The organism is Streptomyces sp. SID5469 (assembly GCF_009862865.1).
Lineage (GTDB): Bacteria > Actinomycetota > Actinomycetes > Streptomycetales > Streptomycetaceae > Streptomyces > Streptomyces avermitilis.
Genome location: NZ_WWIN01000001.1, coordinates 151,456 through 177,299, shown reverse-complemented (window position 1 = coordinate 177,299; position 25,844 = coordinate 151,456). Strand labels below are relative to the sequence as shown.

The 25,844-nt window shown below is 69.6% G+C and carries 22 protein-coding genes and 2 pseudogenes; 11 read left to right on the top strand and 13 right to left on the bottom strand.

What is annotated here, in order from left to right; translation table 11 throughout:
• Positions 1-9: 9 nt before the first annotated feature.
• From GTY58_RS00800 to GTY58_RS00780, 5 genes are all read right to left on the bottom strand, one after another.
• Positions 10-1,110, bottom strand: a complete 1,101-nt coding sequence (locus tag GTY58_RS00800; RefSeq protein ID WP_010981592.1) for a PDR/VanB family oxidoreductase — start codon at positions 1,108-1,110, stop codon at positions 10-12.
• 23 nt (positions 1,111-1,133) lie between these two features.
• Positions 1,134-2,045 carry a metal-dependent hydrolase gene (locus GTY58_RS00795; RefSeq protein ID WP_010981591.1) on the bottom strand — a complete coding sequence of 304 codons (912 nt, stop codon included), beginning with the start codon at positions 2,043-2,045 and terminating at the stop codon, positions 1,134-1,136.
• A gap of 91 nt (positions 2,046-2,136) precedes the next feature.
• Positions 2,137-3,060, bottom strand: a complete 924-nt coding sequence (locus GTY58_RS00790; protein WP_010981590.1) for an alpha/beta fold hydrolase — start codon at positions 3,058-3,060, stop codon at positions 2,137-2,139.
• Positions 3,057-4,193 (bottom strand): hypothetical protein, encoded by a 1,137-nt coding sequence (locus tag GTY58_RS00785; RefSeq protein ID WP_010981589.1) that lies wholly within the window; start codon positions 4,191-4,193, stop codon positions 3,057-3,059. Before GTY58_RS00785 ends, GTY58_RS00790 begins: the two co-directional genes overlap by 4 nt.
• A 4-nt stretch (positions 4,194-4,197) precedes the next feature.
• Positions 4,198-5,109, bottom strand: coding sequence for an SDR family oxidoreductase (locus tag GTY58_RS00780; protein WP_010981588.1), 912 nt, complete (start codon positions 5,107-5,109; stop codon positions 4,198-4,200).
• Between the two features lie 147 nt (positions 5,110-5,256).
• On the opposite strand from GTY58_RS00780, the gene GTY58_RS00775 reads away from it, so the two are divergent.
• The 4 genes from GTY58_RS00775 to GTY58_RS00760 all read left to right on the top strand — a co-directional run bounded on the left by GTY58_RS00775 (position 5,257) and on the right by GTY58_RS00760 (position 9,543).
• On the top strand, positions 5,257-5,898 hold the full coding sequence (locus GTY58_RS00775; RefSeq protein ID WP_010981587.1) for a TetR/AcrR family transcriptional regulator: 642 nt from the start codon (positions 5,257-5,259) through the stop codon (positions 5,896-5,898).
• Positions 5,899-6,683: 785 nt separating this feature from the next.
• Complete coding sequence (locus GTY58_RS00770; protein ID WP_037651033.1) at positions 6,684-7,499, top strand: oxidoreductase; 816 nt, start codon at positions 6,684-6,686, stop codon at positions 7,497-7,499.
• A 65-nt stretch (positions 7,500-7,564) separates the two neighbouring features.
• Entirely contained in the window at positions 7,565-8,083 is a 519-nt protein-coding gene (locus GTY58_RS00765; protein WP_010981585.1) for a nuclear transport factor 2 family protein, read from the top strand.
• Between the two features lie 293 nt (positions 8,084-8,376).
• Positions 8,377-9,543 (top strand): L-dopachrome tautomerase-related protein, encoded by a 1,167-nt coding sequence (locus tag GTY58_RS00760; protein WP_010981584.1) that lies wholly within the window; start codon positions 8,377-8,379, stop codon positions 9,541-9,543.
• A gap of 389 nt (positions 9,544-9,932) precedes the next feature.
• On the opposite strand, the pseudogene GTY58_RS00755 reads toward GTY58_RS00760, so the two are convergent.
• Both GTY58_RS00755 and GTY58_RS00750 read right to left on the bottom strand, forming a co-directional pair.
• Positions 9,933-10,372 (bottom strand): annotated as a pseudogene (locus GTY58_RS00755) (GlcNAc-PI de-N-acetylase); the annotation flags it as partial.
• 76 nt (positions 10,373-10,448) lie between these two features.
• Positions 10,449-11,084 carry a TetR/AcrR family transcriptional regulator gene (locus GTY58_RS00750; RefSeq protein WP_037651035.1) on the bottom strand — a complete coding sequence of 212 codons (636 nt, stop codon included), beginning with the start codon at positions 11,082-11,084 and terminating at the stop codon, positions 10,449-10,451.
• A gap of 265 nt (positions 11,085-11,349) precedes the next feature.
• Here GTY58_RS00750 and GTY58_RS00745 point away from each other — a divergent pair, with 265 nt between their 5' ends.
• The 3 genes from GTY58_RS00745 to GTY58_RS00735 all read left to right on the top strand — a co-directional run bounded on the left by GTY58_RS00745 (position 11,350) and on the right by GTY58_RS00735 (position 15,908).
• The gene (locus GTY58_RS00745) at positions 11,350-13,533 is read left to right on the top strand and encodes an MMPL family transporter (RefSeq protein WP_010981581.1); all 2,184 of its coding nucleotides are present in this window, start codon (positions 11,350-11,352) and stop codon (positions 13,531-13,533) included.
• A gap of 273 nt (positions 13,534-13,806) precedes the next feature.
• Positions 13,807-15,105, top strand: a complete 1,299-nt coding sequence (locus GTY58_RS00740; RefSeq protein ID WP_010981580.1) for an SNG1 family protein — start codon at positions 13,807-13,809, stop codon at positions 15,103-15,105.
• A gap of 233 nt (positions 15,106-15,338) precedes the next feature.
• The gene (locus tag GTY58_RS00735) at positions 15,339-15,908 is read left to right on the top strand and encodes a TetR/AcrR family transcriptional regulator (protein WP_010981579.1); all 570 of its coding nucleotides are present in this window, start codon (positions 15,339-15,341) and stop codon (positions 15,906-15,908) included.
• Positions 15,909-16,286: 378 nt separating this feature from the next.
• Here GTY58_RS00735 and GTY58_RS00730 read toward each other — a convergent pair whose 3' ends face one another.
• Positions 16,287-16,547 (bottom strand): hypothetical protein, encoded by a 261-nt coding sequence (locus GTY58_RS00730; protein ID WP_037651038.1) that lies wholly within the window; start codon positions 16,545-16,547, stop codon positions 16,287-16,289.
• Between GTY58_RS00730 and GTY58_RS00725 the strand changes: the two genes are divergently transcribed.
• From GTY58_RS00725 to GTY58_RS40040, 4 genes and pseudogenes are all read left to right on the top strand, one after another.
• The gene (locus GTY58_RS00725; RefSeq protein WP_010981578.1) at positions 16,546-17,247 is read left to right on the top strand and encodes an SDR family oxidoreductase; all 702 of its coding nucleotides are present in this window, start codon (positions 16,546-16,548) and stop codon (positions 17,245-17,247) included. The genes GTY58_RS00730 and GTY58_RS00725 overlap by 2 nt on opposite strands.
• Before the next feature lie 54 nt (positions 17,248-17,301).
• Positions 17,302-18,303: an alpha/beta hydrolase gene (locus GTY58_RS00720; RefSeq protein ID WP_197586336.1), complete on the top strand. Its 1,002-nt coding sequence runs from the start codon at positions 17,302-17,304 to the stop codon at positions 18,301-18,303.
• Positions 18,304-18,371: 68 nt separating this feature from the next.
• Positions 18,372-19,346, top strand: a complete 975-nt coding sequence (locus tag GTY58_RS00715; RefSeq protein ID WP_010981576.1) for an NAD(P)H-binding protein — start codon at positions 18,372-18,374, stop codon at positions 19,344-19,346.
• A 468-nt stretch (positions 19,347-19,814) separates the two neighbouring features.
• A pseudogene (locus GTY58_RS40040) lies at positions 19,815-20,031 on the top strand (TIGR00374 family protein); the annotation flags it as partial.
• A gap of 129 nt (positions 20,032-20,160) precedes the next feature.
• On the opposite strand, the gene GTY58_RS00710 reads toward GTY58_RS40040, so the two are convergent.
• From GTY58_RS00710 to GTY58_RS00690, 5 genes are read right to left on the bottom strand one after another with little or no spacing between them, the layout of a single operon-like run.
• Positions 20,161-20,907, bottom strand: coding sequence for a response regulator transcription factor (locus GTY58_RS00710; protein WP_037651040.1), 747 nt, complete (start codon positions 20,905-20,907; stop codon positions 20,161-20,163).
• A 29-nt stretch (positions 20,908-20,936) separates the two neighbouring features.
• Positions 20,937-23,585 carry an ABC transporter permease gene (locus GTY58_RS00705; protein ID WP_010981574.1) on the bottom strand — a complete coding sequence of 883 codons (2,649 nt, stop codon included), beginning with the start codon at positions 23,583-23,585 and terminating at the stop codon, positions 20,937-20,939.
• Entirely contained in the window at positions 23,582-24,295 is a 714-nt protein-coding gene (locus tag GTY58_RS00700) for an ATP-binding cassette domain-containing protein (protein ID WP_010981573.1), read from the bottom strand. Before GTY58_RS00700 ends, GTY58_RS00705 begins: the two co-directional genes overlap by 4 nt.
• Positions 24,282-25,013: an ABC transporter ATP-binding protein gene (locus GTY58_RS00695; protein ID WP_037651098.1), complete on the bottom strand. Its 732-nt coding sequence runs from the start codon at positions 25,011-25,013 to the stop codon at positions 24,282-24,284. Before GTY58_RS00695 ends, GTY58_RS00700 begins: the two co-directional genes overlap by 14 nt.
• Before the next feature lie 12 nt (positions 25,014-25,025).
• Positions 25,026-25,694, bottom strand: a complete 669-nt coding sequence (locus GTY58_RS00690) for a hypothetical protein (protein ID WP_010981571.1) — start codon at positions 25,692-25,694, stop codon at positions 25,026-25,028.
• Between the last annotated feature and the right edge of the window lie 150 nt (positions 25,695-25,844).

Genomic DNA, 25,844 nt, shown 5'->3' with positions numbered 1-25,844 from the left:
GGCCCCCACTCACAGCTCCAGCACCAACCGCTCTCCTTCCGGTGCGCGCGAGACGCAGGGCAGCATGGCGCCGGCCGCACGTTCGGTGGCGGTGAGCCGGCGGTCACGGTGATCGACATGGCCATGGGCCACCTGTACCCGGCAAGTGCCGCAAAATCCCTGGCGGCAGGAGAACGGCAGGTCTGGCAGGGCGTCGTGAAGAACATCCAGGGCGGAGCGGTCGTACGGCACTGGCAGGACCCGTCCGGTCTCGCCCAGTTGAAGTTCGAAGGGACGGCCGTCCGTGATCGGGGCCGGGGCGAAACGCTCGAAGTGCAGGGCTGACGCGCGGCTGTCACCGAACGCGCGCCGAACGCCGTCGATCATTGGCGCGGGTCCGCAGCAGTACACCGCACCCGTCGCCGGGCTCAAGCTCAGCAGATCGGCTGCTTCGGGCGCGCCGGACTCGTCGTCAGGACGGATGGTGACCCGGCCGGGGGCTGCGGCCGTGAGTTCGGCGAGCTCTGCCGCGAAGGGCATCGAGCCGCGGCTGCGGCCGGTGTGCACGAGCCTCCAGTCCAGGCCGCGTCGGGCGGCTTCCCGGGCCATCGGCAGGATCGGGGTGATTCCGATGCCGCCCGCGATGAGCAGGATGGATGCTTCGGCGGCGAAGGGGAAGGCGTTCCGGGGCCCGGTGATGGCGACCCGCATACCGTCTGAGAGGGCGTCGTGTACCTCGGCCGAACCGCCTTGGCCGTTGGCGATGCGGCGCACCGCGATGCGGTACCGGTGCCGGTCGGCAGGGTCGCCGCACAGGGAGTACTGCCGCTTGCGGCCGGAGGGCAGGTGCAGTTCGATGTGGGCGCCGGGCTGCCAGGGCGGGAGTATTCCCCCGTCGGGTGCTGCGAGCCGCAGGGAGACGACATCCTCGGCCTCTTGGTGCTTGGTGGCGACCACCAGTTCCCGGATCGCGGGCGTCTCGGCGGCCTGCGGGTGCCTGGGTGGAGTGCTGCGCCGCGCGAGGCGCGTGACTGCGTGGTCGCTGAGAGCAGCCAGCTTCTGCATGAAGGAGTCGCTGCGCGGTCGGCCGTACAGGTCCGGCGGCCGGGTGAGGGGTGTGCTGGTGTCCATGGGAGGCCTCACTGGTTGCCGGGTCATTGGGCGGCCGCTCGGGCAGCGGGGGACGTCGCCAGGTAGGCGACCGCCTGCTGGGTCGAGCCCTCCTGGGTCGGGTGGTAGCCGGGGCGGAAGTAGCGCAGTACCGAGCGGGCGAACGAGACCGGCGGGGGCAACAGGTCCTTGCGGGCGGCGGCCAGGTAGTCGCGGAAGCGGACCTCGACCCGGTCGTCGAGTTCGGGGTCGGCGCTCATCAGGAAGCGGACTCCGCGGATCCACAGCCGGGTCAGCACCGGAGCGGTGACGAGCATGCCGGTCACTCGGCGCCGGTAGCGGGGATCGAGGTGCACCAGCAGGTCGAACGCGACCGAGCGGTGTTCGACCTCCTCCGCGCCGTGCCAGCGGAACAGATCGAGCATCGCGGGGTCCGCGCCGGCCCGGTCCAGGTGCCCGTTGCTGAGAATCCAGTGACCCATGTACGCGGTGAAGTGCTCGAAGGCCGCTATGAGGGCGAGCCGTTGGAGGAGGTGCGCGTGGGTGGCGGCCGGCGTCAGTTCCGGCCGGTCTCCGAGCACCCTTCGGAAAATCCATTCGGACTGGCGGGTGTACGGGGCCGGGTCCAGCCCTTTGGCGAGCAGGTGCTCCAGGACCTCCTGGTGCGCCTCGGCGTGCATCGCTTCCTGGCCGATGAAGCCGCGTACGTCCTCGCGCAGCCGGTCGTCGGTGATCAATGGCAGGGCCTGCTCGAAGGTGCGCACGAACCAGCGTTCGAGCTCGGGGAGCATGAGGTGGAGCACATCGAAGGTGTGGGTGGCGAAGGGCTCACCCGGCAGCCAGTGCAGCGGGGTGGTGCTCCAGTCGAAGGTGACGTCCCGGGGTTGCAGCACCAGGTCGTGGTGGTCGATGGGCTCGGACGGACGCTCCGGGTGGGCATGTGCGGCTCGGAACATGACGGGTTCCTCCTCCGTCGGCGATCGGTGTGTGCGGAAGGGTGGTCAGGCAGTCGTCCAGTACTGCCGGCCCTGCCGGTCTGTTGGGCTGTCAGATCGGGTGCGCGGTGCGGTCCGGAGTGCGGCGGGAGCCGTCTTCGATGCGGTGGGCGAATTCCGCGATCCGGGACGCGACCTCCTCGGGGTGGCTGAGCTGTGCCCAGTGCCCGGCGTCGATCGGGCGCCGTTGTATCTGCCCCGTCCAGTGCTCCACTCCGTACGACAGCACCGGGGTGACGCAGAAGTCGCGCGTGGGGATGATGAGCTGAACCGGGACGGTGGTCGGCCGGTCCCGGGGGCGCAGCAGGCGGGGCAGCATGTTGGCGCGGTACAGCGCGGTGCCGGACACGGCGTCGCGGGCCAGCGTCGGCGCGGGGTAGGGGGTGTGCCCGGGCACACCTTGGGAGCCGGTGAGGAAGGCGCGCCAGCGGTGTCCCAGTGCTCTCCAGGTCAGGGCGGGCAGGAGCGGGAGATGGAAGTAGGCGATGTACCAGGATCGTGCGGCCTGCCTCAGCACCTTCGGCAGATCCGGGTGCCGCGGTCGGAGGCGGGCCCGGATCAGGTGGCCTACGTGGTCCAGGCAGGGTCCGGAGATGGAGGTGAACGAGGCGATCCGCCCGGCCAGGCGGGTGCCGGTGACCGATTCCCAGGAGTGGATCGATCCCCAGTCGTGTCCGACCAGGTGCACCGGGCGGTCGGGGCTCACGGCGTCGAGAACCGCCTCCAGGTCGGCTTCCATTCGGGACATCCGGTAGGCGCGCAGACCCCTTGGCCGGTGGGAGGCACCGGCTCCCCGTACGTCGAAGGCGGTGACGTGGAAGTGGTCAGCCAGGCGGTCGGCGACGGGGTGCCAGACGGCGCTGGTGTCCGGATAGCCGTGGACCAGCACCACCGCAGGAGCGGTGGACGTTCCCCACTGGTAGGCGGCCAGCTCCACGCCGTCGGCGGCGATCCGGCGGGCGGCCGGGCCGGTCATCGGCGACCACCGGCAGGGGTCAGTTCGCCGTAGTTCAGACCGCCGTGGAGGAAGCTGGGCCGCACCGGCCAGTGCCGCTTGAAGGGGGCCAGCTCCGAGGAGGGCAGGATCTGCAGCCAGCGCGGATCGCGCCGGCTGGGGTCGGCGAGGGTCTTCTCCTTGACCATGGAGTCGTACTGGTTGAGGGAGTCCTCCAGGGTGTTGGCGTTGGGCACCACCTCATGGCCGTAGAACGCGGCGTGGCGGCGCACCCCGGGGATGCGGGAGAGCTCGGGCTGCCAGTTGTCGGCCGAGATGCCGTTCTCGGAGGAGACCCACACGCCGTCAGGGGTGTTCAGCACCAGGGAGTGGTTGCCGTCCGTATGGCCGGGGGTCCACAGCAGGCTGACGCCGACGCCGAGTTCGACATCGCCGTCGAAGGCGGTGACGCGCTCGGGCGGTACGCCGTCCATGCCTCCGTCGACGTACCAGGCCCACTGCATCGGATGCGTCGATTCGAAGGTGCCCAGCTCCCTGCGGTGTACCAGCAGCCGGGCGCGCGGGAACAGCGCTTCGCGGGGCGCCCGTTCGCCGGGAATGGTGCGGGTACTTCCCATGATCATGCGCACGTCCTGGACGTGCAGGTGGTCGAAGCTGACGAAGTCCACGTCCTCGGGTCGCAGACCGCAGGAGGGCAGGACGGTGTTCGGGTCCTGGTAGAAGCGGGCGAAGACGTGCTCGGTGAGAAAGTCCCCCGCCAGACGCTTGAGCTGTGCGTAGAACGGCGCTTGAGCCGTTCCGGCGGCGACGGTCGGCTCCCACACCAGTGTTTTCGGCTCGCCGTCGAAGCCGTCGAACTGCACGACGAGCATCCGGTTGACGATGCTCACGAACGGGTTGACGGCGAGCGCGGCGCCGTGGAAGCCGAACCGGGTCGGGTACGGGGCGGCGGCGATGTCGAAACTGCGGACGGCGTGGATGCGGCCCTGCTGGACGAACCGCTCCCGGTAGGTGGCCGCGGCGCTGCGCACGGCGCTCAGCCGGTCGCCGCGGGGCCATACGTCGTGGACGCCTTCGAATTCGGGGATGGGGCGCGGAGCGGCGGCGTCCTGGGCCTTCTTCGCGCTGGGCGCCGGCTTGGGCGTGGTGGTCACGGGCTCAACTTTCGGGGTGGCGGGCGGTGCGGGTGCGCTGCTCGTAGGCCGCGCGGACCGACCGGTCGGACAGGGCGGCGAGCTGGTTGGGGACGAGGAGGTGATGCAGGGCGTCGCGGGCTCGGCCCGGCAGCAGCGCGGCCAAGCGGGTCAGGGCGGCTACCTGGCGGGGAACGAAGACCTCGAACCGCGGGCGCAGCACGACGTCGAGCACCGCGTCGGCCACCTGATCCGTCGTCAGGCGTCGGGTGGGTCCGGTCGCGGTGCCCACGGCCAGCTCGGTGTCCACGACTCCGGGCATCACCAGGGACATGTGCACGCCGGTGCCGCGCAGTTCGGCGCGGACGGCTGTGCTGTAGCCGTGGAGTGCGTGCTTCGTCGCCGCGTAGGTCGCCTCGCCGGCCGGGGCGACCTTGCTGGCGGCGGAGGCGATGTTCACCACGTGGCCGCGACCGCGTTTCCGCATTCCCGGGATCACGAGTTTCATCCCGCGCAGTACGCCGTGGACGTTGACGTCGAACTGGCGCAGGGCGGCTTCCTCCGGTTCTTCCGCGAAGGGGCCCACCCACATGATTCCGGCGTTGTTGATGAGTACGTCGATCGGTCCCAGCCGGGTCTCGACGGTGCGCAGGAAGTCTTCGAAGGAAGGTGTATCGGTGACGTCGAGAGGCAGCCCGAGCAGCCGGCCACCGGGACGCGTGCTGAGGGCACCGGCCGCCTCCGTGGCGAGCCGCGTGTCGAGATCGCCGATCGCCACGGCGGCTCCGGCCGCGGCGAGCCGGGCTGCGACGGCACGCCCGATTCCGCGGCCCGCCCCGGTGACCGCGATCACTCGGCCGGTCAGCGGTTGTGTGCGGGCGAGCTTGTCGTGGTCTCTCCGGCTGGACGTATTCGGGTGTTTGGGCGGTGCTGCCACGGTCGAGCCCCTTTCTTGCCCTGAGCATGAGCGCCGAGCGGCCGGCGGACCTCGCGCTCGTCTGACACGACACCATGTCAGATGAACTGACAAGCTAGAGTGTCAGTTCGGAGCACACCGGTGTCAACACCTCTGCGAAGGGGAGAAATGACCGGCACACAGACCGCCGGGCGGCGCTACGGCGGACGCGACGCGGCGCAGCGACAGCAGGAGCGCCGCACCCGCCTCATCCAGGCGGGCCTCGACCTGTTCGGCACAGCCGGATATGCCTCGGCCTCCGTCAAGCAGGTGTGCTCGCACGCCGGACTGACCGAGCGCTACTTCTACGAGTCGTTCCGCGACCGCGAAGACCTTCTCGCCGGGGTCTACGACGAGCTGATCACTACGATCATCGCCGAGACCGCGCAGGCCGCAGCCGCTGCCGCACCCGATGTCGACGCCCAGTTGCGCGCCGGACTCGAGGTCTTCATCCGCACACTGGCCGGCGACGCACGCAAGGCCCGCCTGGTGCTCATCGAGGTCGTGGGCGCCAGCCCCCGCCTCGAAGTGCGGCGCCGTGACGTCTTGCACGAATTCGCCGCGATGGTCGCCGCCGTCGTCGGACCGCTATCTGACCCGGAAGCCTCCTCCAGCCGGCTCGCCATGACCGCGATGAGTCTGGTCGGCGGAGTCAACGAACTGCTCGTGGACTGGACGCTCGGCCACCAGAAGGCCACCGTCGAAGAACTGATCGACCTGTGCCACACCCTGTACATCGCGGCCTACCGAGCCATCAGCGATCAGCTCTGATCAGGCAGGCCGGATTCCCTCAGGAGCTTCTGCACCAGACGGCAGCCCACACCCCCTGCTCACCAGACAGGCCCTGCCGCTATCGCTGGGCGCCCGCAGCTGCCCAAACCCGCTAGGTGCCTGCGTCCTCGACCGCAGTCACTGTCCATTCGCGCGGTGGACGCATTCGCCAGAATCGAGCACTGCGCCCAGCTGGTGATTATCGTCGACGGCATCGGGCTCGCGCCTGTCCCACCCGACGCCGCCGAGGGCTTCTGCTGCTTGGTGTGCCTGGCGGCTGCCGCGACCAGACATCCCCGTACCTGCATCTGCAGCGTTTTCGGGGTGTGCCGAGACCAGCCGCACGTATCCGATCCCCATTGAGCTGCTCATGGCATGTGAGGCCCGCTCGTGCCGCCCGTCCTTGGCCATCTGTCGAACGCCAGGAGGGCGTTCTTCCGTGCTCCGCGTCAAGGTGGCGGCGGTCGCCTTCTCGCCCGGGAAGAGTCGGAAGAGGTACGGCTGCGTGGCACCGGCCTGCCTGGCAATCGCCTCGGCGGAAATGCCGTAGCAGCCCTTGGGCCCGAACTCGCGATCGCAGCGCGCTGATGGTGCTGTCGCGTCTCTCCCGCCTGCTCATCCGGCGCGCGCCGCCATGCCGGCGGGCGTCGGTCAGCTCGACTTGAAGCCGGCCGGCGACGCGGCCCGGGATCAGTTCCGTGCTTGAGCTTGCGCAGTGGAAACCGATCGGTTTACAGTGAGGTCAAGGGGAAACCGGCCGGTTTCCCAGATGGCTTCGGGAGTGCATGATGACGACAAATCGGCCGGTGGCCCTGGTGACGGGTGCGTCCTCCGGTATCGGCAAGCAGACCGCGCTCGCGCTGGTCGCGGCGGGTTTCGAGGTGGCCGGCACGGGCCGCGACACCTCACGCGTCACCCCGCTCCAGGGTGTGACGTTCTTCGACCTCGACGTGGTCAGTGACAAGTTGGTCACCGCCGTGGTCCAGCAGGTGATCGAGCGGTTCGGGCGGATCGACGTCCTGGTCAACAACGCCGGCGTCGGCTCGATCGGCGCGGTCGAGGAAACCTCACTCGCGCAGGCCCAGGGCGTCTTCGACATCAACGTCTTCGGGGTCATGCGCATGGTCAAGGAGGTCCTGCCGCACATGCGTGCCCGGGGGCGCGGACGCATCATCAACCTCTCGTCCGTGCAGGGCTTCATCCCCGCTCCCTACATGGCCGTCTACGGCGCGTCCAAGCACGCGATCGAGGGCTACTCGCAGTCCCTGGACCACGAGGTCCGCCAGTACGGGGTTCGCTCGCTCCTGGTCGAACCCGCCTACACCAACACCGGATTCGAGGCCAACAGCGCCAAGCCCGACAGCCCCCTGCAGACCTACGCCGACCAGCGGCACGTCTTCGACCGCCTGATGACGGAGGCGATCAAGGCCGGCGACGACCCCGCCGTGGTCGCCAAGGCGATCGTCACGGCAGCCACCGACACCAAGCCGAAACTGCGCTACGCCGCTGGCCCGATGGCCGGACGCGCGCGCATGCTCCGCTTCGTTCCCGCCTGGGTCCTGGACAAGCAGATCCGCAGCATGAACAAGCTCACCGGCTGACATCTGCCACCCGCGCATCCCGCGACCCACAAACCCGTTCGTGCCGTTGATACCGGGAGAGACCCGTGTCCGAGACCCTGGACTCCGCCGCTACTACCATCGCGCGCTGGCGCTCCGCCGAGGAACGCGGTGATGTCGACGCCGCGGTCGCGTGCCTGAGCCCGGACGTCGTGCTCAGCTCGCCTCTCACCGACCAGTTCCGCTTCGAGGGATCTGACCAGCTGCGTGACTTCCTGACCTCGGCGTTCGCGGCGGTCAAGGACGTCCATTACCACACCCAGACCGGCGAGGGCGACACCTACGCCCTGGTCTACCGGGCGCGGGTGGGTTCCCAGTCGTTCGAGGAGGTGCAGATGCTGCGGCTCGACAACCAAGCACGCATCACGGAAATCACGCTCTTCGGGCGTCCGATGCCGGCCCTCACCGCCCTGATGCACCTCATGGGTCCGGCGCTCGCCCGCCAGCAGGGCCGCCGGGGCCTTGCGACGCTCATGAGCGTCAGCACCGTACCCATTCACGCGATGGTCTCCTCGGGGGACCGCAGCATGGTCGCGAAGACCCGCCCGGCAGCCCGGCAGCCCTGAGAGCACCAGATCCACCGGCCGTTTGACCCCGTTCCCCTTCCAGGAGTTGGCGGCAGCCGCAGGCGATGTCCTCGGCGGACGACTTCAGGTCGCAGGAACGTACGAGGTACCTGCCGTCCAGGTGGACTCCGGCTCGCCCTGACCAGGCGGGCGAAGCCGACTCCCCGAGAGCGGCTGCTGGAGGCACCGTCCTCCACCGGCCACGGCAGACGTCCGGCCAATTCCCCCACGCGCCGAGGTGATGCGGCAACTCGCCGCGCCTTCCAGCAAGTTGACCTCCAGGAGACGCTTCGATGAACCGACGTACGTTCCTTGCGGCGACCACCGCTTCGCTGGCCGCCACCCAACTCGCCGGGCCCGCCTACGCCTACGCCTACTCCTCCTCCCCCTCCGGTTCAACAGCCGTTCACTACGCGGTCGTTGCCCGCTTCTGGGGTGCGATGCCGACGGGTGTCACCGTCTCGCGCCGAGGCCGGATCTTCGTCAACTTTCCCCGCTGGGGCGACGACGTTCCGTTCACCGTCGCCGAACTGCGCGGCGGGAAGCCGGTGGCCTACCCCGACGCCGAGGTGAACCGTCAGGACGCCTCAGACCTGGCCGGGCACTTCCAGTCGGTGCAGAGCGTCGTCGTCGATGGGGCCGACCGGCTGTGGATTCTCGACACCGGAAGCCCGGGGTTCGCCGGGTCCTCCTACGGCGGTCCCAAGCTCGTGGCGGTCGACCTGCGCACGGACCGGATCGTACGGAAGATCCTCTTCCCGCCCGAGGTGGTGCCGGCGAACAGCTACCTCAACGACGTGCGCTTCGACCTGCGGCGCGGCGCCGAAGGCACGGCGTTCATCACCGACTCGGGCGGCTCCAACGGCATTGTCGTGGTCGACCTCGCCACGGGCCGCTCCTGGCGGCGACTGACCGGGCACCCCTCGGCACTCCCGGACGAGCGGTTCCTTCCGGTCATCGATGGTGAGCCCTTCATGGTCCGCCCCGCGGGCGGCGAGCCCACGTACTACGAGACCGGCTCCGACGGCATCGCTCTCAGCGCCGACGGCACGCGCCTCTACTACTGCCCGCTGTCCAGCCGCCGGCTGCACAGCGTGTCCACCGACGCCCTCGCCAACCCGGACGCCACGGACGCCGAGGTGGCGGCGACGGTCGAGGACCTGGGGTTCAAGCCGATGGCCGACGGCCTGGAGAGCGACGACAAGGGACGGCTCTACGGCGGCGACCTCGAACACAACGCGATCTGGCGCAGGAGCCCGAACGGCACCTACCGGACCCTCGCCCAGGGACGCGATCTGCTCTGGGTCGACACCCTGTCCGTCGCCTCGGACCGGCACCTGTACGCCATCGCCAACCAGCTCAACCGGCTCTCGCCCTTCCACGAGGGCAAGGACCTGCGCCGCAAGCCCTATCTCCTGGTCCGCCTGCCGATCGACGCCGGGCCGGTCAGGCTCGTGTGACCTCTCCGGCCCGCGTCAGGCGGCCGCCTGGTCGGAGGAGAGGGCTCCACAAGGCGGGGTGTCAGCTCGACGCTGTTGAACGTCGCCCCGCATGGGCTGGATGAAGCAGCCGGGGGCCCATACCTTCCTGATGGGATGAGGCAGGCCGGTAGGTTTGAGCCGGGCACCCGGTGGCGATCCGTTATGCCGACCATCTGATGGCTTTGTGCGGACGGGCCCGACAGGTCAAGCAGCAGCTCGCGGTGTGGCCGGCGCCGAGGGGCCTGGCCTTCAACGAGGACAGCACGCGCGTCGTCCGCCTTGAAGAAGGCTCCGACAACGTCGCTCGGGGTGCGGCGTGTGCAGGCTGCGGTTCTCCGTGTGTCCGAAGGACGGTCGGTGACTGGAGCTCAGCGCAGGCCGGCGAAGAGGTCGTTCTCGGGCGGGGGCGCGCCGGTGGTGTCGAGGACCCGGACGGACGTCTCCACGCTCATGAGCTGAGTGAACCTCTCCTTGCTCCTCCGCAGGAAGAAGATGTTCTGACCCTGGCTGGCGTGCGCGGCCAGCGCGTCGAACTTCTGGCTGCCGAACTCAGTGGTGTCCACCCACGTGGTGATTTCCTGGTCGGGCAGGCCGGTTTCGGGCCCCTCTCCGGCCTCGGACGGACCCGGCTCCTCCCGGTCCGCGCCCAAATCGCGCATGATCTGCCCGAACTTCTTCATCATCGAGCGCGGCGCCGTCGTCCAGTACACCTTCGACGTCATCCCGGTCAGCGACAGAGCGCTGCCATCGTGATCCGGTTCGCCTGGATGTGATCGGGGTGGCCGGAGAAGCCGTTCTGGTCGTAGGTCCCACCTCGAGGGACGCGACCCGAAAGAGTCGCGCTGAACCGTACGTTCAGGCTCGGAGCGGTACCGGCTCCGGGCTCACGGCACGTCCGCGAACCCCTGAACCTCCCCCTCGCTCACTCGCCACCCCGCTACCAATACCCCCAGGGCCCGCTCATAGCAGTCGGCGACCGCGAGCCCGGGCGGCTCGTTCCCCGACAGCACCAGGGACACCAGGCCATGGGCCGTTCCCCAGACCGACAGCGCGATGACCTCCGGGTCGGACTCCGAACCGAACTGCCCTGCCTGCTGTCCGCGCCGCACGGCGTCGACGAGGGGCCGGTAGGTCTCGATGGCCTCACGCGGCCTCTCCGGCTCCGACTCGGACGGGCACTGAACGCTGCGGTCGGAGAAGAGGATCGCGTAGAGATGCGGGTTGGCGATGGCGTATTCGCGATAGACGAGCCCAAGTCGGATCACGTCGCCGGCCGGGTCGTCCGTGGGACGGATGGCTGCCAGGCGTGCGGCGAAGAGCCGCGCGGCCTCCTCGTACAGGCTCCTGAGCAGACCCGCCTTGTTGCCGAACAGTGAGTAGACCGCCGTGGTCGAGGTCTTCACGTCCGCAGCGAGCTGTCGCAGGCTCAGCGCGGCCGTGCCGCGGTCGAAGACCGTGGCGGCCGCGCGGTGCAGGAGCCGGAGCCGGAGTGCTTCGTCATGTGTCTTGAGCCTGGCCATGGCGCCATCGTATTGCAACGCCGTTACGAATGCTTCTCGGTATCGCCTTGGCTTGCTGTCGTCCGCTGCGCCCCACGTCAGGACCCGCCACTTCCGAACGAGATCCTCTTGCATATCGGCAGTTCAGGGCAGGGTCGCTCGACCCCTCTCCGGATGAGAGGTGTGCAACCGCGTTGCGTCGAGCAATAAAAACACTGTTACGGTTCGTTTGGCGCCGACTTTCGGACGGTCCTGCCCGGCGCCGGCTAACGATCTAGGAGAAGTCATGTTTGAGGGGTTTGGGCGTCTGCTGTACCGCAGGCGAAAGCCGGTGCTGATACTGACCCTGCTGTTCGCCGTCCTGTCCGGGGCCTACGGTGCCGGAGTCTTCGGCTCGCTGACACCGCTCGGCTTCCAGGACCCCGGCTCGGACAGCGTGCGCGCTGCCAAGATCGCCGAGAAGGCGTTCCCGCAGCGGACACCCGACGCGGTGATCGTCTACCGGGACGAGGACCGCACCGTCGACGACCCGTCCTTTCAGCAGGCGGTCGTCCAGCAGTTGGCGTCCCTGCCGAAGTCGGAGGTGACCGGCTACCTGGACTTCTGGACGACCAGGATGCCGACGCAGGTCAGCCACGACCGGCACGCCACCTACGTTGCCCTGAACCTCCACGGCAGCAGCGAGAAGGCCAAGGAGGACGCGTACGAGGCGGTCAAGGACAAGATCCCGGCACCCGGCCTTCAGACGCTGCAGGGCGGAACGGTGCCCACCGGCCACCAGGCCAGTGAGAAGATCGAACACGACCTGAGAATCGCGGAAATCATCTCGGCCCCCGTGCTCTTCCTGCTCCTGCTGGTCGTGTTCGGCGGTCTCACCGCGGCCTTCCTCCCGCTGCTCGTCGGCGTGCTCTCCATCCTCGGTTCGATGGCCGTCCTGCGGACCATCGCCAACATCACCGACGTGTCCGTGTTCTCCATGAGCCTGGTCACCATCCTGGGTCTCGCGGTCGCCATCGACTACGGCCTGCTGATCGTCAGCCGCTACCGCGAGGAACTGGCGGCCGGCTACACCGGCGAAGCGGCGATCGGGCGCACCCTCGCCACGGCCGGGCGCACCGTGATGGTCTCCGGCACCACGGTCGCGGCGGCGCTGGCCGGCCTGACCCTCTTCCCGTCGACGTTCCTGAAGTCGATGTCGTACGGCGGTGTGGCCGCGGTCCTGCTGGCGGTGCTCTTCTCACTGGTCGCGCTGCCCGCCCTGCTCGCCGTCATGGGACCGAAGGTCAACGCCTTCCCGCTGCGCCGCAAGAAGGCAGGGCGGCCGACGGCGGCAGGGGAGGGTGCCTGGTACCGGTTCGGGCACGGCCTGATGCGGCGGCGGCGGGTTGTGGTGGTGGGCGCGGCGGGCCTGCTGCTGACGCTCGCCCTGCCGTTCTCGAAGATCGAGTTCGGTTCCATCAACGCGCAGCAACTGCGGAGCAGTTCCGAGGGCCGCCAGGTCTTCGACGCCATGGAGCACGACTTCGACGGCGACGCGGTGAAGTCCATCGACTCCCTGCTCGTGCTGAAGTCCGACGGCACCTCGAAGGACCAGGGCGCGGCGCTGAAGGCGTACGCCGAGCGGCTCGGCGCCACCGAGGGCGCCACGAGCGCCCGGATCACCGGAGTCGAGGGCACCACGGCCCGGGTGTCGGTCACCTACGACGGCAATCCCATCTCGCCCCACGCGCGCGACCTGGTGAACCGGCTCAAGGACGTCCCCGAACCGCCGGGCGCCCGCGCGTACTTCGGCGGCGAGTCGGCGGTCTACGACGACACCCTGGACGCACTGGGCGAGACCCTGCCGTGGATGCTGCTCTACATCGCGGTGATGACGTACCTCCTGCTGTTCCTCGCGTTCGGCTCAGTGCTGCTGCCGCTGAAGGCCATCGCGATGAACATGCTGTCGCTGACCGCGACCTTCGGCGTCCTGGTCTGGATCTTCCAGGACGGCCATCTGCACAACCTGCTCGGCTTCGATCCGACGGGCAACATCGAGCCCAACATGCCGATCATGCTTTTCGCGCTGATCTTCGGACTCTCCATGGACTACGAGGTGTTCCTGGTGTCCCGGATGCGGGAGCAGTACGACAAGTCAGGTGACAGCACGGAAGCCGTGGCGAGCGGGCTGCAGTCCATCGGCCGCCTGGTCGTGAGCGCGGCGCTGCTGATGTGCGTGCCGCTCGCGGCGATCGGGATGAGCGATGTGCTGACCATCAAGCTCTTCGGTGTCGGCATGGTGTTCGCGGTCCTGGTGGACGTGCTGGTGGTGCGCATCCTGCTGGGAACGGCCGTCATGAGGCTGTTGGGCAGAGCGGCCTGGTGGGCTCCGGGCCCACTCGCCCGCTTCTACGACCGGTTCGGCATCAAGGAGACCGACATGCCGGCCGACGACACCGCCGGCGAGCGGGTCCCCGTCGCCACGGGCTGAACCCTCCCGAGAGGCCGAAGCGCCTTCACCCGAGGCTCTTCGGTCCTCGCTGCCGTCGCGACGCCTGGACTTGGAGTTTGTAAACTGATCGGTTTACGATGGACTTGAAACCGACCGGTTTCATCAGCCGGAGTCCCGGCGGGGTGCTGTATCCCCGGTTCCGCGTCGACGGCCGTGTGCGCCGAGGTTGAGCGTTCCGAGGGTCACCGGACCGCAATGAAGCTGTCCGCCCTTCTCCGGATATGAGCGTGTTGTCCGAGACCGGAGTAAGTCATGAGTGGGATTCACCCGTTCCGCGTCCTGCGTGCCAAACCCCTGTGGATCGCCAACGGCGTCATCACGGGCGTCCTCGCGCTGCTGTTCACCGTGTTCTACGTCGGGGCCAACATCGATCCCGTCGATCACATGAAGAATCTGCCCGTCGGCCTGGTCAACGCCGACAAGGGGGCCGCTGTCGGCGGCGAGCAGGTCAACCTGGGGGCTCGGATCACCGAGTCGATCAAGAAGTCCACCGCGAGCGGGGGCAAGATCGACTGGAAGGTGATGGACGAGAAGGAGATGAAGGAGGAACTCGGCAAGGGCAAGCTGTACGGCGCGCTCGTCGTCCCCGCCGACTTCACCTCCGCCACCACCGCACTCACCGGTGCCGCGACTACCGGGGTCCCGACCCGTCCGACGCTGACGGTGCTGACCAACCAGTCCGCCGGCAGCGTGGGATCCAGCCTGGCCCGGACTGCGACGACACAGGCGGCCGAAAACGCCTCGCTCCAGGTGGGCAAGGAGCTCACGCCCCAAGGCGGGACCGGACAGGCGAAGCTACCCGCCGCGGCACGCGTCCTGCTGGCCGACCCGGCCGCCGTCGCCGTCGAGGACGGCCATCCGCTCGACTCGCACAGCGGTCTGGGCCTGACGGCGTTCTACTACGCGCTGGTCCTGGTGGTCGTCGGCATGCTTTCCGCCAACGTCATCAGCGGCCAGGTCGACCACGCTCTGGGCTACACCCACAACGACATGGGCCCACTGCGCCTGCACCGCCCGCTGATCCGGGCGACCCGGGTGCAGACCCTCGCCATCAGCAGCACTCTCATGGCCGGGCTGTCCTTGCTGATGGGAACCTTGGTCATGGTGGGCGCGATCGGCCTCATGGGCATGGACGCCGCCCACCTACCGCTGCTGTGGCTGTTCTCGGTGTGCGCCATCGCGGTCTCCGGGATCGGTGCGCTCACCCTCCTTGCCGTCTTCGGCACGCCCGGCATGCTGGTGGTCACGCTGGTCTTCATCGGGATGGCGGTGCCGACGGCCGGCGCCACCACGCCGCTTCAGGCGCTGCCCGGCTTCTACCGCTTCCTGGCGGAGTTCGAACCGCTGCGGCAGATCACCGGCGGCATCCGCTCGATCCTCTACTACGACGCCCAGGCCGACGCCGGCCTGACCCGGGGCTGGGTCATGATGGCCGTCGGCCTCACGGCAGCCGCCCTCTTCGGCTTCGGCATGACGGGCTGGTACGACCGCAAGGGGCTGCACCGCATCCCCGCCGAGACGGAGCCCGCGAAGACCGCTGCCCCGGCGTAGCGGAACGCGGCTCACCCAGGACGGGGCCATCACTCGGAGTGGCCCCGGTGTGCGTCACCCCGTGGGGACGAGAGGCGCGTGCACCATCAGGGCTCGGCGACGGTCTCTCCCCCAAGACCGTCGCCGAGCCTCTGAGCGGCCTGTACGCGTCCGACCGGCGGCGGGAGTGTCCCCCGACACTCCACGGAAACCGATCGGTTTCTTTTTCGTCCGATTCGAGTTAACCTCGCGGTATGACTACCGAAGTGAAGCAAAGTCCCCGGGAGCGGCTGCTGGAGGCCGCGGCCGCGCTCACCTACCGCGACGGCGTCGGCATCGGCGTCGAGGCGCTGTGCAAGGCAGCGGGGGTGTCGAAGCGCTCCATGTACCAGTTGTTCGAGAGCAAGGATGAACTGCTGGCGGCGAGCCTGAAGGAGCGTTCCGCTGCCTTCGTGGCGAAGGCCCTGCCCCCGGCGGACGATGGCCGTTCCCCCCGCGAGCGGATCCTGTACGTCTTCGAGCGGGTGGAGTCGCAGGCGGGTGCGCCCGACTTCCAAGGCTGCCGGTACCTGGCTGTGCAGATCGAGCTCAAGGATCAGGCCCACCCCGCGAGCCGGGTGGCCTACCAGATCAAAGCGGACCTGATGGCCTTTTTCCGTTCCGAGGCCGAACGGGGTGGGGCAAGCGATCCCGACCTGCTGGCCCGGCAGCTCATCCTGGTCTTCGACGGCGCCAGCGCCCGAGCGGGGATCGGCGCCGACAATCTGACCGGGCTCATCGTGCCCACCCTGACCACCCTGCTCGATGCCGCAGACATGCACTGATCCGCCCTATCTTCGAGCAGGATCGGCGACCGAAGCGCTCTTTCGGATTGATGCCCGACTCCGGCAGCCGGAGGAGCACCCATGGCCTCAGCCCCTGCTTCCCTGCAATCGGAGGGAAGTCGCAGAATGCGCGATCCGTCCGATGGGGCCGCGCGCCAGCCCCCGGGGACTGGGTCTTTCGTCGCGAGGTCGCGTCGCCACAGAGGTCGCCGGGGCCGTCGGGCCTGCCTTCCCTGTCGTTGCGAGCCTCGCCAACCTGCCTGCCGTACCTGGGCTGTCCTTGCGCCGCCGGCAGTTGACCGCCCTTGGCCGCCGACTCGGAACGCGCGGCCGAGCATGTCGGCGACACCGAGCCGTACGGGAACGCCACTCCTCGCGTCACTCCGCTGAACCCCACCTGAGGTCCAGCCAGGCCACGTCGATCCCTGCTGGCAGGCTCGCGGCCCCACCGGCCTGCGCCCGGCGAGTACCGATTTCACCGATGGACACGCGGCTGGCCAGCCCTTGAAGCCTGAGCGCCGCCCGGCCCCCCTCGATACCGCGCGCCGCAGTCACCTTCCTCAACCCGACTTGCATGACGAAACCGATCGGTTTACGGTAGTGAAACCGATCGGTTTTCATCTTCGTGGAGGTAGTCATGACAGCAATCAAGGGCGCCAGCGTCTTCGTCACCGGAGGCAGCCGCGGCATCGGCAAGATGCTGGTCGAGGCGCTCTATGCGCGCGGGGCCGGCAAGGTCTACGCCACGGCCCGTGACCCGCGCACGGTGACTCACCCCGATGCCGTTCCGCTGGCGCTGGAGGCCACTGACCCGGCATCTGTGGCGGCGGCCGCCGAGCAGGCCCAGGACGTCACCATTCTGATCAACAACGCCGGCGCCTCCGTCCGCGCTTCGTACCTCGACTCCCCGATGGAGGACGTGCGCCGGGATCTGGAGACCAACTTCTACGGGCCGCTGCTGGTCACCCGGGCCTTCGTGCCGGTCATCGAGCGCAACGGTGGGGGCCACATCCTCAACGCCCACTCCGCTCTGTCCTGGCTGGCGGACGGCACGCCCTACGGCGCCTCCAAGGCCGCCCTGTGGTCGCAGACCAACTCCCTGCGCCTGGAGTTGCAGCCGCGCGGCATCGCGGTGACCGGGCTCCACATGGCCTACGTGGACACGGAAATGACCTCGGGCGTCGACGCGCCCAAGGCCGACCCCCGCGACATCGCCGTGGCCGCACTCGACGGCATCGAGGCGGGAGCGCACGAGGTGCTGGCCGACGACATCACCCGCTGGGTCAAGTCGCAGCTGTCTGCCGACCTGGAAGACATGTACGCCCAGCTGAAGCATTAGCACGCATTCAAGGAGGTTGCTGTGGAAGGTTCGCTCACTCACCGTTTCGTTGACGTGAACGGGGTCAGGCTGCACATCGCCGAGCAGGGGCAGGGGCCGCTGGTCCTGCTGCTGCACGGCTGGCCGGAGAGCTGGTACTCCTGGCGCCACCAGTTCGGGGCGCTGGCGGCGGCCGGATACCGGGTCGTCGCCCCTGACCAGCGCGGCTACGCCCGTAGCGAGCAGCCGCCGGACGTGGCGTCGTACACCCTGCTCCACCTCGTCGGCGACGTGATCGGCCTGATCGAGGAGCTGGGGGAGGAGCAGGCGGTCGTCGTGGGTCATGACTGGGGTGCACCCGTCGCCTGGACCACGGCGATGCTGCGGCCGGACAAGGTCCGCGCGGTGGCCGGGCTCAGCATTCCGCCCATTCTGCCCGGCGGGATGGTCCCGCCCTCGATCACCCGCACTCAGTACGGCGAGGGCTTCTACCAGGTCTACTTCCAGCAGCCGGGAGTTGCCGACGCGGAGTTCGCCAAGGACATCCCGAACTCCTTCCGCCGCTTCCTGGTCGGTGCCTCGGGCGACAATCCGCTCGGCCGGGAACCAAGCCCGTTGGTCATACCCGACGGTCTGGGCCTCCTGGACATCATGCCGGAATCGCCCGCTCTTCCGGCCTGGCTGACGGAGGAGGACATCCAGGCGTACGCCGAGGACTTCGCCCTGCACGGCGAGCGGGCGTTCACCGGAGCCTTCAACTGGTACCGGAACATCGAACGCAACAACGAACTGCTCGCGCCGTTCCGGGGGCGCGGAATCGACGTCCCCGCGCTGTACGTCGTGGGAGACCGCGACATGGTCACCTCATTGCGCGGCCCGGACGGGGGTCCCTCGCTGAGCGAGATCTTCCGTGGCCAGGGCGGCCCGGGCAACCCGCTGAGCGCTGTCGCGCCTCAGTTGCAGGGCCCGGTGGTGCTGCCGGGCTGCGGCCACTGGACACAGCAGGAGCGTCCCGTCGAGGTCAACGCCGCACTCCTCGACTTCCTCACCCGCATCGACGGCTCCGCGCCTCGATGACGTTACGCGGCACCCGCCTCGTGGCTTTCTCAACAGCTGACTCCCCCCACCAGACAGAGGACACATTGATGTCAGAGCGCAACCCCATCCTGATCACCGGTGCCGCCGGCGAAGTCGGCGGTGTGAGCCGAACGACGGTCGACATGCTGCTCGAACAAGGGCACCCGGTGCGCGCGTTCGTGCGCCAGGACGACGAACGTGCGCACGCGCTCCGCCAGGCCGGGGCCGAGGTCTTCGTCGGTGACCTGCTCACCATCGCCGACGTGAGCGCCGCACTGAAGGGCGTCCGCCGCATCTACTTCAGCATGAGCCTGTCGCCGTACTACACCGACGCCGTCAGCCTGATGGCCGCCGCGGCACGGGCCCAGGGCGACATCGAGGTCTTCGTCAACATCTCCGAGTACGAGCAGTCGTTCATGACGTTCGAGAAGATGACCGCGCCGGAGGAAGAGCGGCGTGCGTGGCTCGGCGGACTCGTCGCCAACTGGTCGCCGCAGCAGCGCGCCCACTGGGTCGCCGAGCAGGTGCTGGACTGGTCCGGCCTCCCGACCGTCAACATACGGGCGGCCATGTTCGTCGAGAACCCCCTGATGACCTGGCTGGCGCTGGAGCCGCTGGCCAACGGTGAACTGCGCCTGCCCTTCGGCCACCACCGGCTCGCGCCCATCGCGGGTTACGACGTGGCGGAGCTGTGCGTGAAGATCCTGGCGGACCCGGCTCCGCACATCTCGAAGTCCTATGACCTCAACGGCCCGGAGCTGAAGGACATGCACGGGTTCGCGGAGGACTACGCGGCCGCGCTGGGACGCCAGGTCACTTACGTTCCCGAAGACGTCGAAACCTGGAACGAGACCTACGTCGACACCGTCCTGGGCGCGCTCCCACACACCGCGGAGCACCTGAAGACTCTGACCCGGCTGATGGGCGGCGGCGGATACCGCGGCGTCACCGACCAGCTGGAAACCCTGCTCGGACGCCCACCGAAGACCGTGCGGTGGGCGTTGGAGAACCATCCGCGCATCCGGAAGCTGGCGTCTGCCTGAGCCGCTGAGCGATCCGGCCCACCTCTCCATGCAGTTCGTCGGACCGCAGGGCCAAGACGGCTGATCAAGGACGGGCAGCGCCTCACTGGGCGTCCCCGGGGGGCGCCGCCCGGCAAACGGCCGACATCGTCATCGCCTGGCAGGTTCCGTTCCTGCTCCGGTACGCCATGTAGAGGCCCAGCAGCCCGACCAGCGCCGCCCTTCTGGTGCCGCCAGACCCTCAGTTCGGCAGAGTGGCTAGCCGGGTTCTGTTCCGGCACTACTTCCGACTCCTGTATATCGGTCCCTGCCAATAATCGGCCAGCCCTTGGCGCGGAGGCGGACCCAGGCACCGCGCGCTCGGCGACCGCTCTCGCGGTCAAGGCCGCTGCCGGTGGCATCGTGCGCGCCGGCCTGGTCGCCGTGCTGCTGCTGGCCTCACCCCATGCCCCGCGTCTGTCGATTCCGGGGTCCCGCTTCCCCTTCGCCCGGGTGCTGTTGGCGTACCTCGTTGCGAGTGGAGCGGCGGCGCTACTGCCCACCCCTGGCGGGCTGGGTTCGCTGGACGCGGCGCTGGCGCTTGCGCTCACCGCGGCAGGCGCGTCTGGATTCGTGGCGGTGTCGGCGGTGTCCGGTTACCGGCTGCCTGCCTCTGGTGCCCGGCCTGCTGGTGCTGGGGCTGTTGGCCCGGCGTTTCGTGCTCTGAGCCTGACCGATGCCGTCAGCGGGATGCGCACCGTGAACGGCGCACCCTTGCCGGGCCCTGCGACTCCATGGCGATGTCTCCGTGGCGTGGGTGACGCTCCGGGCGATGGCCAGGCCGCTGCCGTCAGCCTCAGACGGGCGGCACCGCGTGGGGCTCAAGGCGGTAACCGTGCCCGCGCAGGGTGGAGATCCGCGGTAGCGCCGCAGGGATCGGGGATGCGTTGGCAGCGTCGGCCAGGCGGCGGCGCAGGCCGGCCATGGTGACGTCGAGGGTCTTGGTGGGGCCGAACCAGTTCTCGTCCCAGACCTCAGCCATCAGCACCTCGCGGGACACGGCCTCTCCGGCGTGCCGGGCGAGTACGGCGAGCAGCTCGAACTCCTTGGGGCGGAGATCGACTTCACGGTCGTGGAGTGTGCACCGGCGGGCCGTGACGTCGAGGACGAGGTCGCCGAGCCGGATCGGCTGCTGCGGCGGGGCGGCGATGGCCCGGCGGCGCAAATGGGCGCGGAGCCGGGCGAGCAGCACGGTCAGGCTGAAGGGTTTGACCAGGTAGTCGTCGGCTCCGGCGTCGAGTCCGGCGATGACGTCGATGTCGTCCGTGCGGGCGGTGAGGATGATGATCAGCAGGTCGGGGAGGCGGGCGCGCAGGGTGCGGGCGATGTCGAGACCGTCCATGTCGGGCAGTCCCAGGTCCAGGAGCAGCACGTCGTACTGGGTCTGCGCGGACTCGGTGAGGGCGCCCGTGCCTGTCCGGCTCCACGTCGGGGTGTAGCCGTTGCTGCGCAGTCCTGTTTCCAGATGGCGGCCGATGGTGTCGTCGTCCTCGACGACGAGGACGCGATAGCGGCTGCGGTCCGGTGCGGCGGGCGTTCGCATGCTGGGCAGCGTAGAGCCGGGCGGGGCATTCACAGATCCCGGAGTTCTTCGACGGCGGGTCGGGCGGCGCGGCGTACCCCATTCAGCGCGGCGGCCAGTACGGCCACGGTCGCGGCGAACGCGGTGAGCGCCAGATAGGCGCCCGGGACGGCGAGGTCGGCGGGCGGAGGGTCGAACACGCCTGTCAGGACTTTGACGAGCATCTCGGAGAGGGCCCAGCCGATGAGCGCGCCGCCGGCCAGACCGCCCGCGGTCAGGAGGATCGCCTCGGTGAGGACCATCCCGCGCAGTTGCCGTCGCGTCGCGCCGAGCACGGTGGCGATGGCGAAGGTGCGGCGGCGTTCGGCGAGGCCGAGCGCGAGGACCAGTCCGCCGGCCCCGGCGGCCAGGAGCACCGCGAAGGCCAGCTCGATCCGGGTCAGTCCCGCCAGGTCGACGGCAGTCAGGCTGCTGCCGACGGTGCCGCGGGTCTGGGTGAGGTCGCTGACGGTGGCACTGGTGCCGAGCTGTCGGCGCAGGTGGGCGGCGATCTGCTTTTGGTGGGTGCCGCCGGTGTCCAGGAGGAAGGCGCCGACCGAGTCGCTGCCTGTGGCCTGGGCGACGTAGGAGGCGTTGGCGACGAAGAAGCTGTCCTTCGGCGCGGTCGGGAACTCCTTGGCGACGCCCACGTAGTGGAAGGGCACGGTGCGCAGCGCCTTCGTGTGAGCGTCCTGGATGCGCAGGTTGACCGTGTCGCCGGGTGAGAGCTGGAAGTCGGTGACGGTCTCCGCGCTGACCAGCAGCGCGTCGGGCTGCTTCGCGAGCTTGCGCATGAGGGTGCCGGCGGTGCCTCCGGAGAAGTACGCGTCCTGGAGGGAGGTGGCGGAGGTGATCGTGTCCGGGCGTACGCCGTAGAGGTCCTGGAGGTCGGATCCGACGTAGGCGAATCGGTGCTGGAGCGCCTCGACATGACGTACGCCGGAGACCTTGAGGGAAGCGGCGGCGCCGGGCGGCGTCCGTGCTTCGGGCGGCTCGGTCACGGTGACGTCGGCGCCGTTGGTGAGCCGCGCGTCGACCTCGGCCTGCTGCTTGTACGTGGCGTTGAAGGTCGCCGTGGAGATCGCGAAAGACACCGCGAGTGCCAGCAGCACCACCGAGCGGGCCAGCGGCCGCCTGCGGCGGGAGAGGACGGCGGCCGTTGTCCCTGCCAGGTTCTTGGCGAGCGGGAGCGAGAGCCGGGCCAGGACGCGGCGGCCGTGGGTGAGCGCGAGGAGCGTGAGCCGCCACAGCAGCAGCGCGGAGCCGATCCACAGCAGGGCCGGGCCCAAAAACGCCCAGTACGACACGGAGATGCTGGGCACGCCCTCCGGGGCGAGGACGAGGGCGTACTGGTTGCCGGACGAGGCGCGGAAGATGAGCCAGGAACCGATCAGCAGGGCGAAGTCCACGCCGTAGCGCATCCACCACACGGAGCCTGTACGGCGCCCGGCCCTGCGTGTGTCGGCGACCGTCACGCCGCGCAGGTCGCGCAGTGCGGGGACGAGGACGGCGCCCGCGGCCACGACGGCGCCGAGCACGAAGGCAAGGGCGTACCAGAGGATCCAGGTGCCCGCGCTCGTCCCGAACGAGGCCGATCCGAAGGCGAGACGGCCCAACAGGGCGGCGATGCCGAGTCCGGCGGCGGCGCCGCCGGCCCCCACCAGCCCGGCCTCGATGCCGGACAGGGTGGCGATCCGGCCCGGCCGCAGTCCGCGCAGCCGCAGCAACGCCTGCTCCTGGCGGCGCCGTTCACCACCGGCTGCGGCGACCGCGGCGGTCAGTGCGGCGGCCAGGAGTGCGCCGGGCACACCGAGGAACAGGAAGAGGATCTGTGCGTAGAGGGCGTCTTGGCGGGCGGAGTCGAGGGCGGCACCCAGGTTGTTCCCGACGATCGCCGCGCCCGAGGCGCGGGCCTCCAGGTTGTGGGCACCGCGGGTCGCGGTGTTGAACGCGGCGGCGGGCTCGGAGGGCAGCTTGGCGTCGCGTGCGGCATGGATTTGCGTGGTAACGCCTGCGGCGGGCGCCTGGGCAGTCAGCGAGGTGAAGGTGGTGGAGGGGAGCAGAACGACGTTGTCGGGCGGCGCGGTGGGCTGCGACTGGGTGGGGGCACCGACCTTCTGGAACAGGGAGTCGGCCTGCGGCAGGTCGACGACGCCGGCCACCCGGACCTGGCGTACGCCCGTTCCGGGAAGCCGGATGCCGACGGTGTCGCCGGGGGCGACATGCAGGTTGGAGGCGGTCTGCTGGGCCAGCAGCACGCCGCTGGTACCGCCGGTCAGCGGGCGGATCCCGCCGGGGAACAGCTTCTGATAGCCGTCGGGGAGGCCGAGCACCATGCCGGGGCCGGTGGTCTGCGTGCTGCCCTGGACCTGGGCCGTGAACGCGGAGCTGTGGGCGAAGCCGACCGGGACGGCGGTGCGGATGCCGGGGGCCTTCCGCACCAGGGACAGCATCGCCTGCGGGTCGGCGCCGGGCTGCACCTCGACCTGCCAGTCCACGGCGACGGAGCGCACGGCGCGCTGCGTCATGGTCGCCTTGGACACGGTGAGGAACGAACCTAGCGCGGCGACGAGGGCGACGGCCAGGGCGATGCCGGCCAGGGCGGCCAGGAGTCGTCCGGCGCGGTGGCGGGCCAGCCCGCCGGCCCAAGCGGTGTTCATGACGCCTCCTGCGGTTCGTCCACGGTGAGCAGCCGGCCACCGCGCATGGCCAGTCGGGTGGTGAGTCGCGCGGCGATGGCCGGGTCGTGGGTGGTGACGACGAGGGCCGCACCTGTCTGGTCGGCCGCGGTCAGCAGGGCGTCCAGGACGTGCCCGCCGGTGGTGTGGTCGAGCCGGCCGGTGGGTTCGTCGGCGAGGATCAGCCGAGGGGACTGGGCCAGGACGCGAGCGGCGGCGACGCGCTGTGCCTGCCCGCCGGAGATCTCCTCCGGTAGCCGCTCGGCCAGATCGGCGGCGTCCACCAGGGCGAGGGCCTCGGCGGCCAACCGATGCGCCTCGCCGTCCGGCACTCCGGCCAGGACCAGCGGCAGCGCGGTGTTCTCGACCACGTCGAGGGCGGCGATCAGGCTGTCGCCCTGGAAGACGATCCCGATGCCGCCCGGGCCGTCCAGGGCGGGCCAGGTGACGGTGCCGCTGGTGGTCTGCTCGAGCCCGGCCAGCAGATGCAGCAGCGACGACTTGCCCGACCCGGACGGGCCGACGATGGCGAGCCGGTCTGCGGAGCGAACCCACAGGTTCGCCCCGTGCACCGCCACCACGGCGGTCGCGCCCCGGCCGAAGGTGAGAGCCGCGTTGCGGCAGTCGACGAGCACCTCGTCCAACGACGTCACGGGCTTGCCGGCCGGTATCGCGTGATCACGGGGCGGCATCGTGGGCCTCCTGCTGTTGTGTGCGGGCCTGGGACGTGGTGGTCTCGTGGGCCCTGCCGTCGTCCAGAGCGATCACCCGGTCGGCGATCCGGACGGCTTCGGCGCTGTGGGTGACGATCAGCACCGCGCAGCCCAGGGCGGCGCGGTCGCGCAGCATCTGAAGGATCATGCGCTCGGTGCCGCCGTCGAGTTCGCCGGTCGGTTCGTCCGCCAGCAGGACGGCCGGGGAGTTGGCCAGCGCGACGGCCAGCCCGGCGCGCGCCAGCTCGCCGCCGGACAGCTGTCGGGGCAGCGCGTGTGCCCGCCCCGCGAGCCCCACCTCGGCCAGCAGGTCTCCTACGGACGCGGAGGGCCGGCCACGCACGGCGCTGTGCGTCAGGCGGACGTTGTCGCGCACGCTGAGGTGGGCGACGAGGTTGCTGGTCTGCAGCAGGACGCCGATGTGGTGGGCGCGCAGCCGGGCCCGTTCGGTCTCCGGTCGGTGGCTGATGCGTACGCCGTCCACGCGCACCTCACCGCCCGAGGGTTCGTCGAGTCCGGCCAGGCAGGACAGCAGGGTGGATTTGCCGGCTCCGGACGGCCCGACCACGGCGACCGTCTCACCGCGCCGCACCCGCAGGGACACCCCCCGCAGCGCGAGCGTCTCCTCCTCACCGGCCCGGAAGAAGCGGTACAGCTCCCGCGCGGTAAGGGCTTCGTCGGACGGTGGGACCAGCATGGTGTTCACCCCTCACTTCCAGGTGAAGGAGTCACTGACGATGCGCCACGGGTCCACGTTGTCGGCATTCACCGGGCCGGACAGGGTGAGATCCACCTCGTGGCCCTGCCGGTAGAAGGCGTACCGCTCGAACGCGTCACGCACGACCTTGCCGGTGACCGGATCATTGGCGGAGTCGCCCTGGTACGTCAGCAGCACGGCCGTACCGGCCTTCCGGGTCACCGTGGACACCTTCGGACTGGCGAACTTCGAGACGTGGCCGCGCAGTTGGGGCACGACCTGATGAGCGACCGAGCCGACGGTGGGCGCGTTCGAGGTGGCAGCGGCGGAGATCTGGACGCGGTTGAGTTTGTCCGTGAAGACCGTGGTGCTGCCCTGGCTGGTACGGGCCCAGCCCTCGGGCACCTTCACCGTGAACGCGGTGAACGCACCGCCGGACGGCTGGTAGGCGATGAATGCCTGGTTGTCGGGGATGTCGCCGGGCGGATTGGACTCGGTGGGCGCCGGACTGCTGCCCGAGCCACTGCTGGAGCCACCCGTGGAAGCAGCGGTGGTAGCGGCACCGGAACTTGAGCTGGAACTTGAGCTAGATCCGGAGCCGGAGGTGGCCCCGGAACACCCGGCGGTCACCGCCGCGGCGAGCACGAGCCCGACGACGCCGAAGGTATGTACACGTGCCATCGTTGCTGCCCTCCTGGAAGACGCCTAGGGAACGCTCTGCCGATCCGACCGGGCAGTCGTGCGCCGGACGGGTGGTCATGGCACCGACGCTAGAAGGCGGCCGGTTAACGTCCCGCACGGCGAGGGTTAGACGACGGCAAAAGCGTGCGG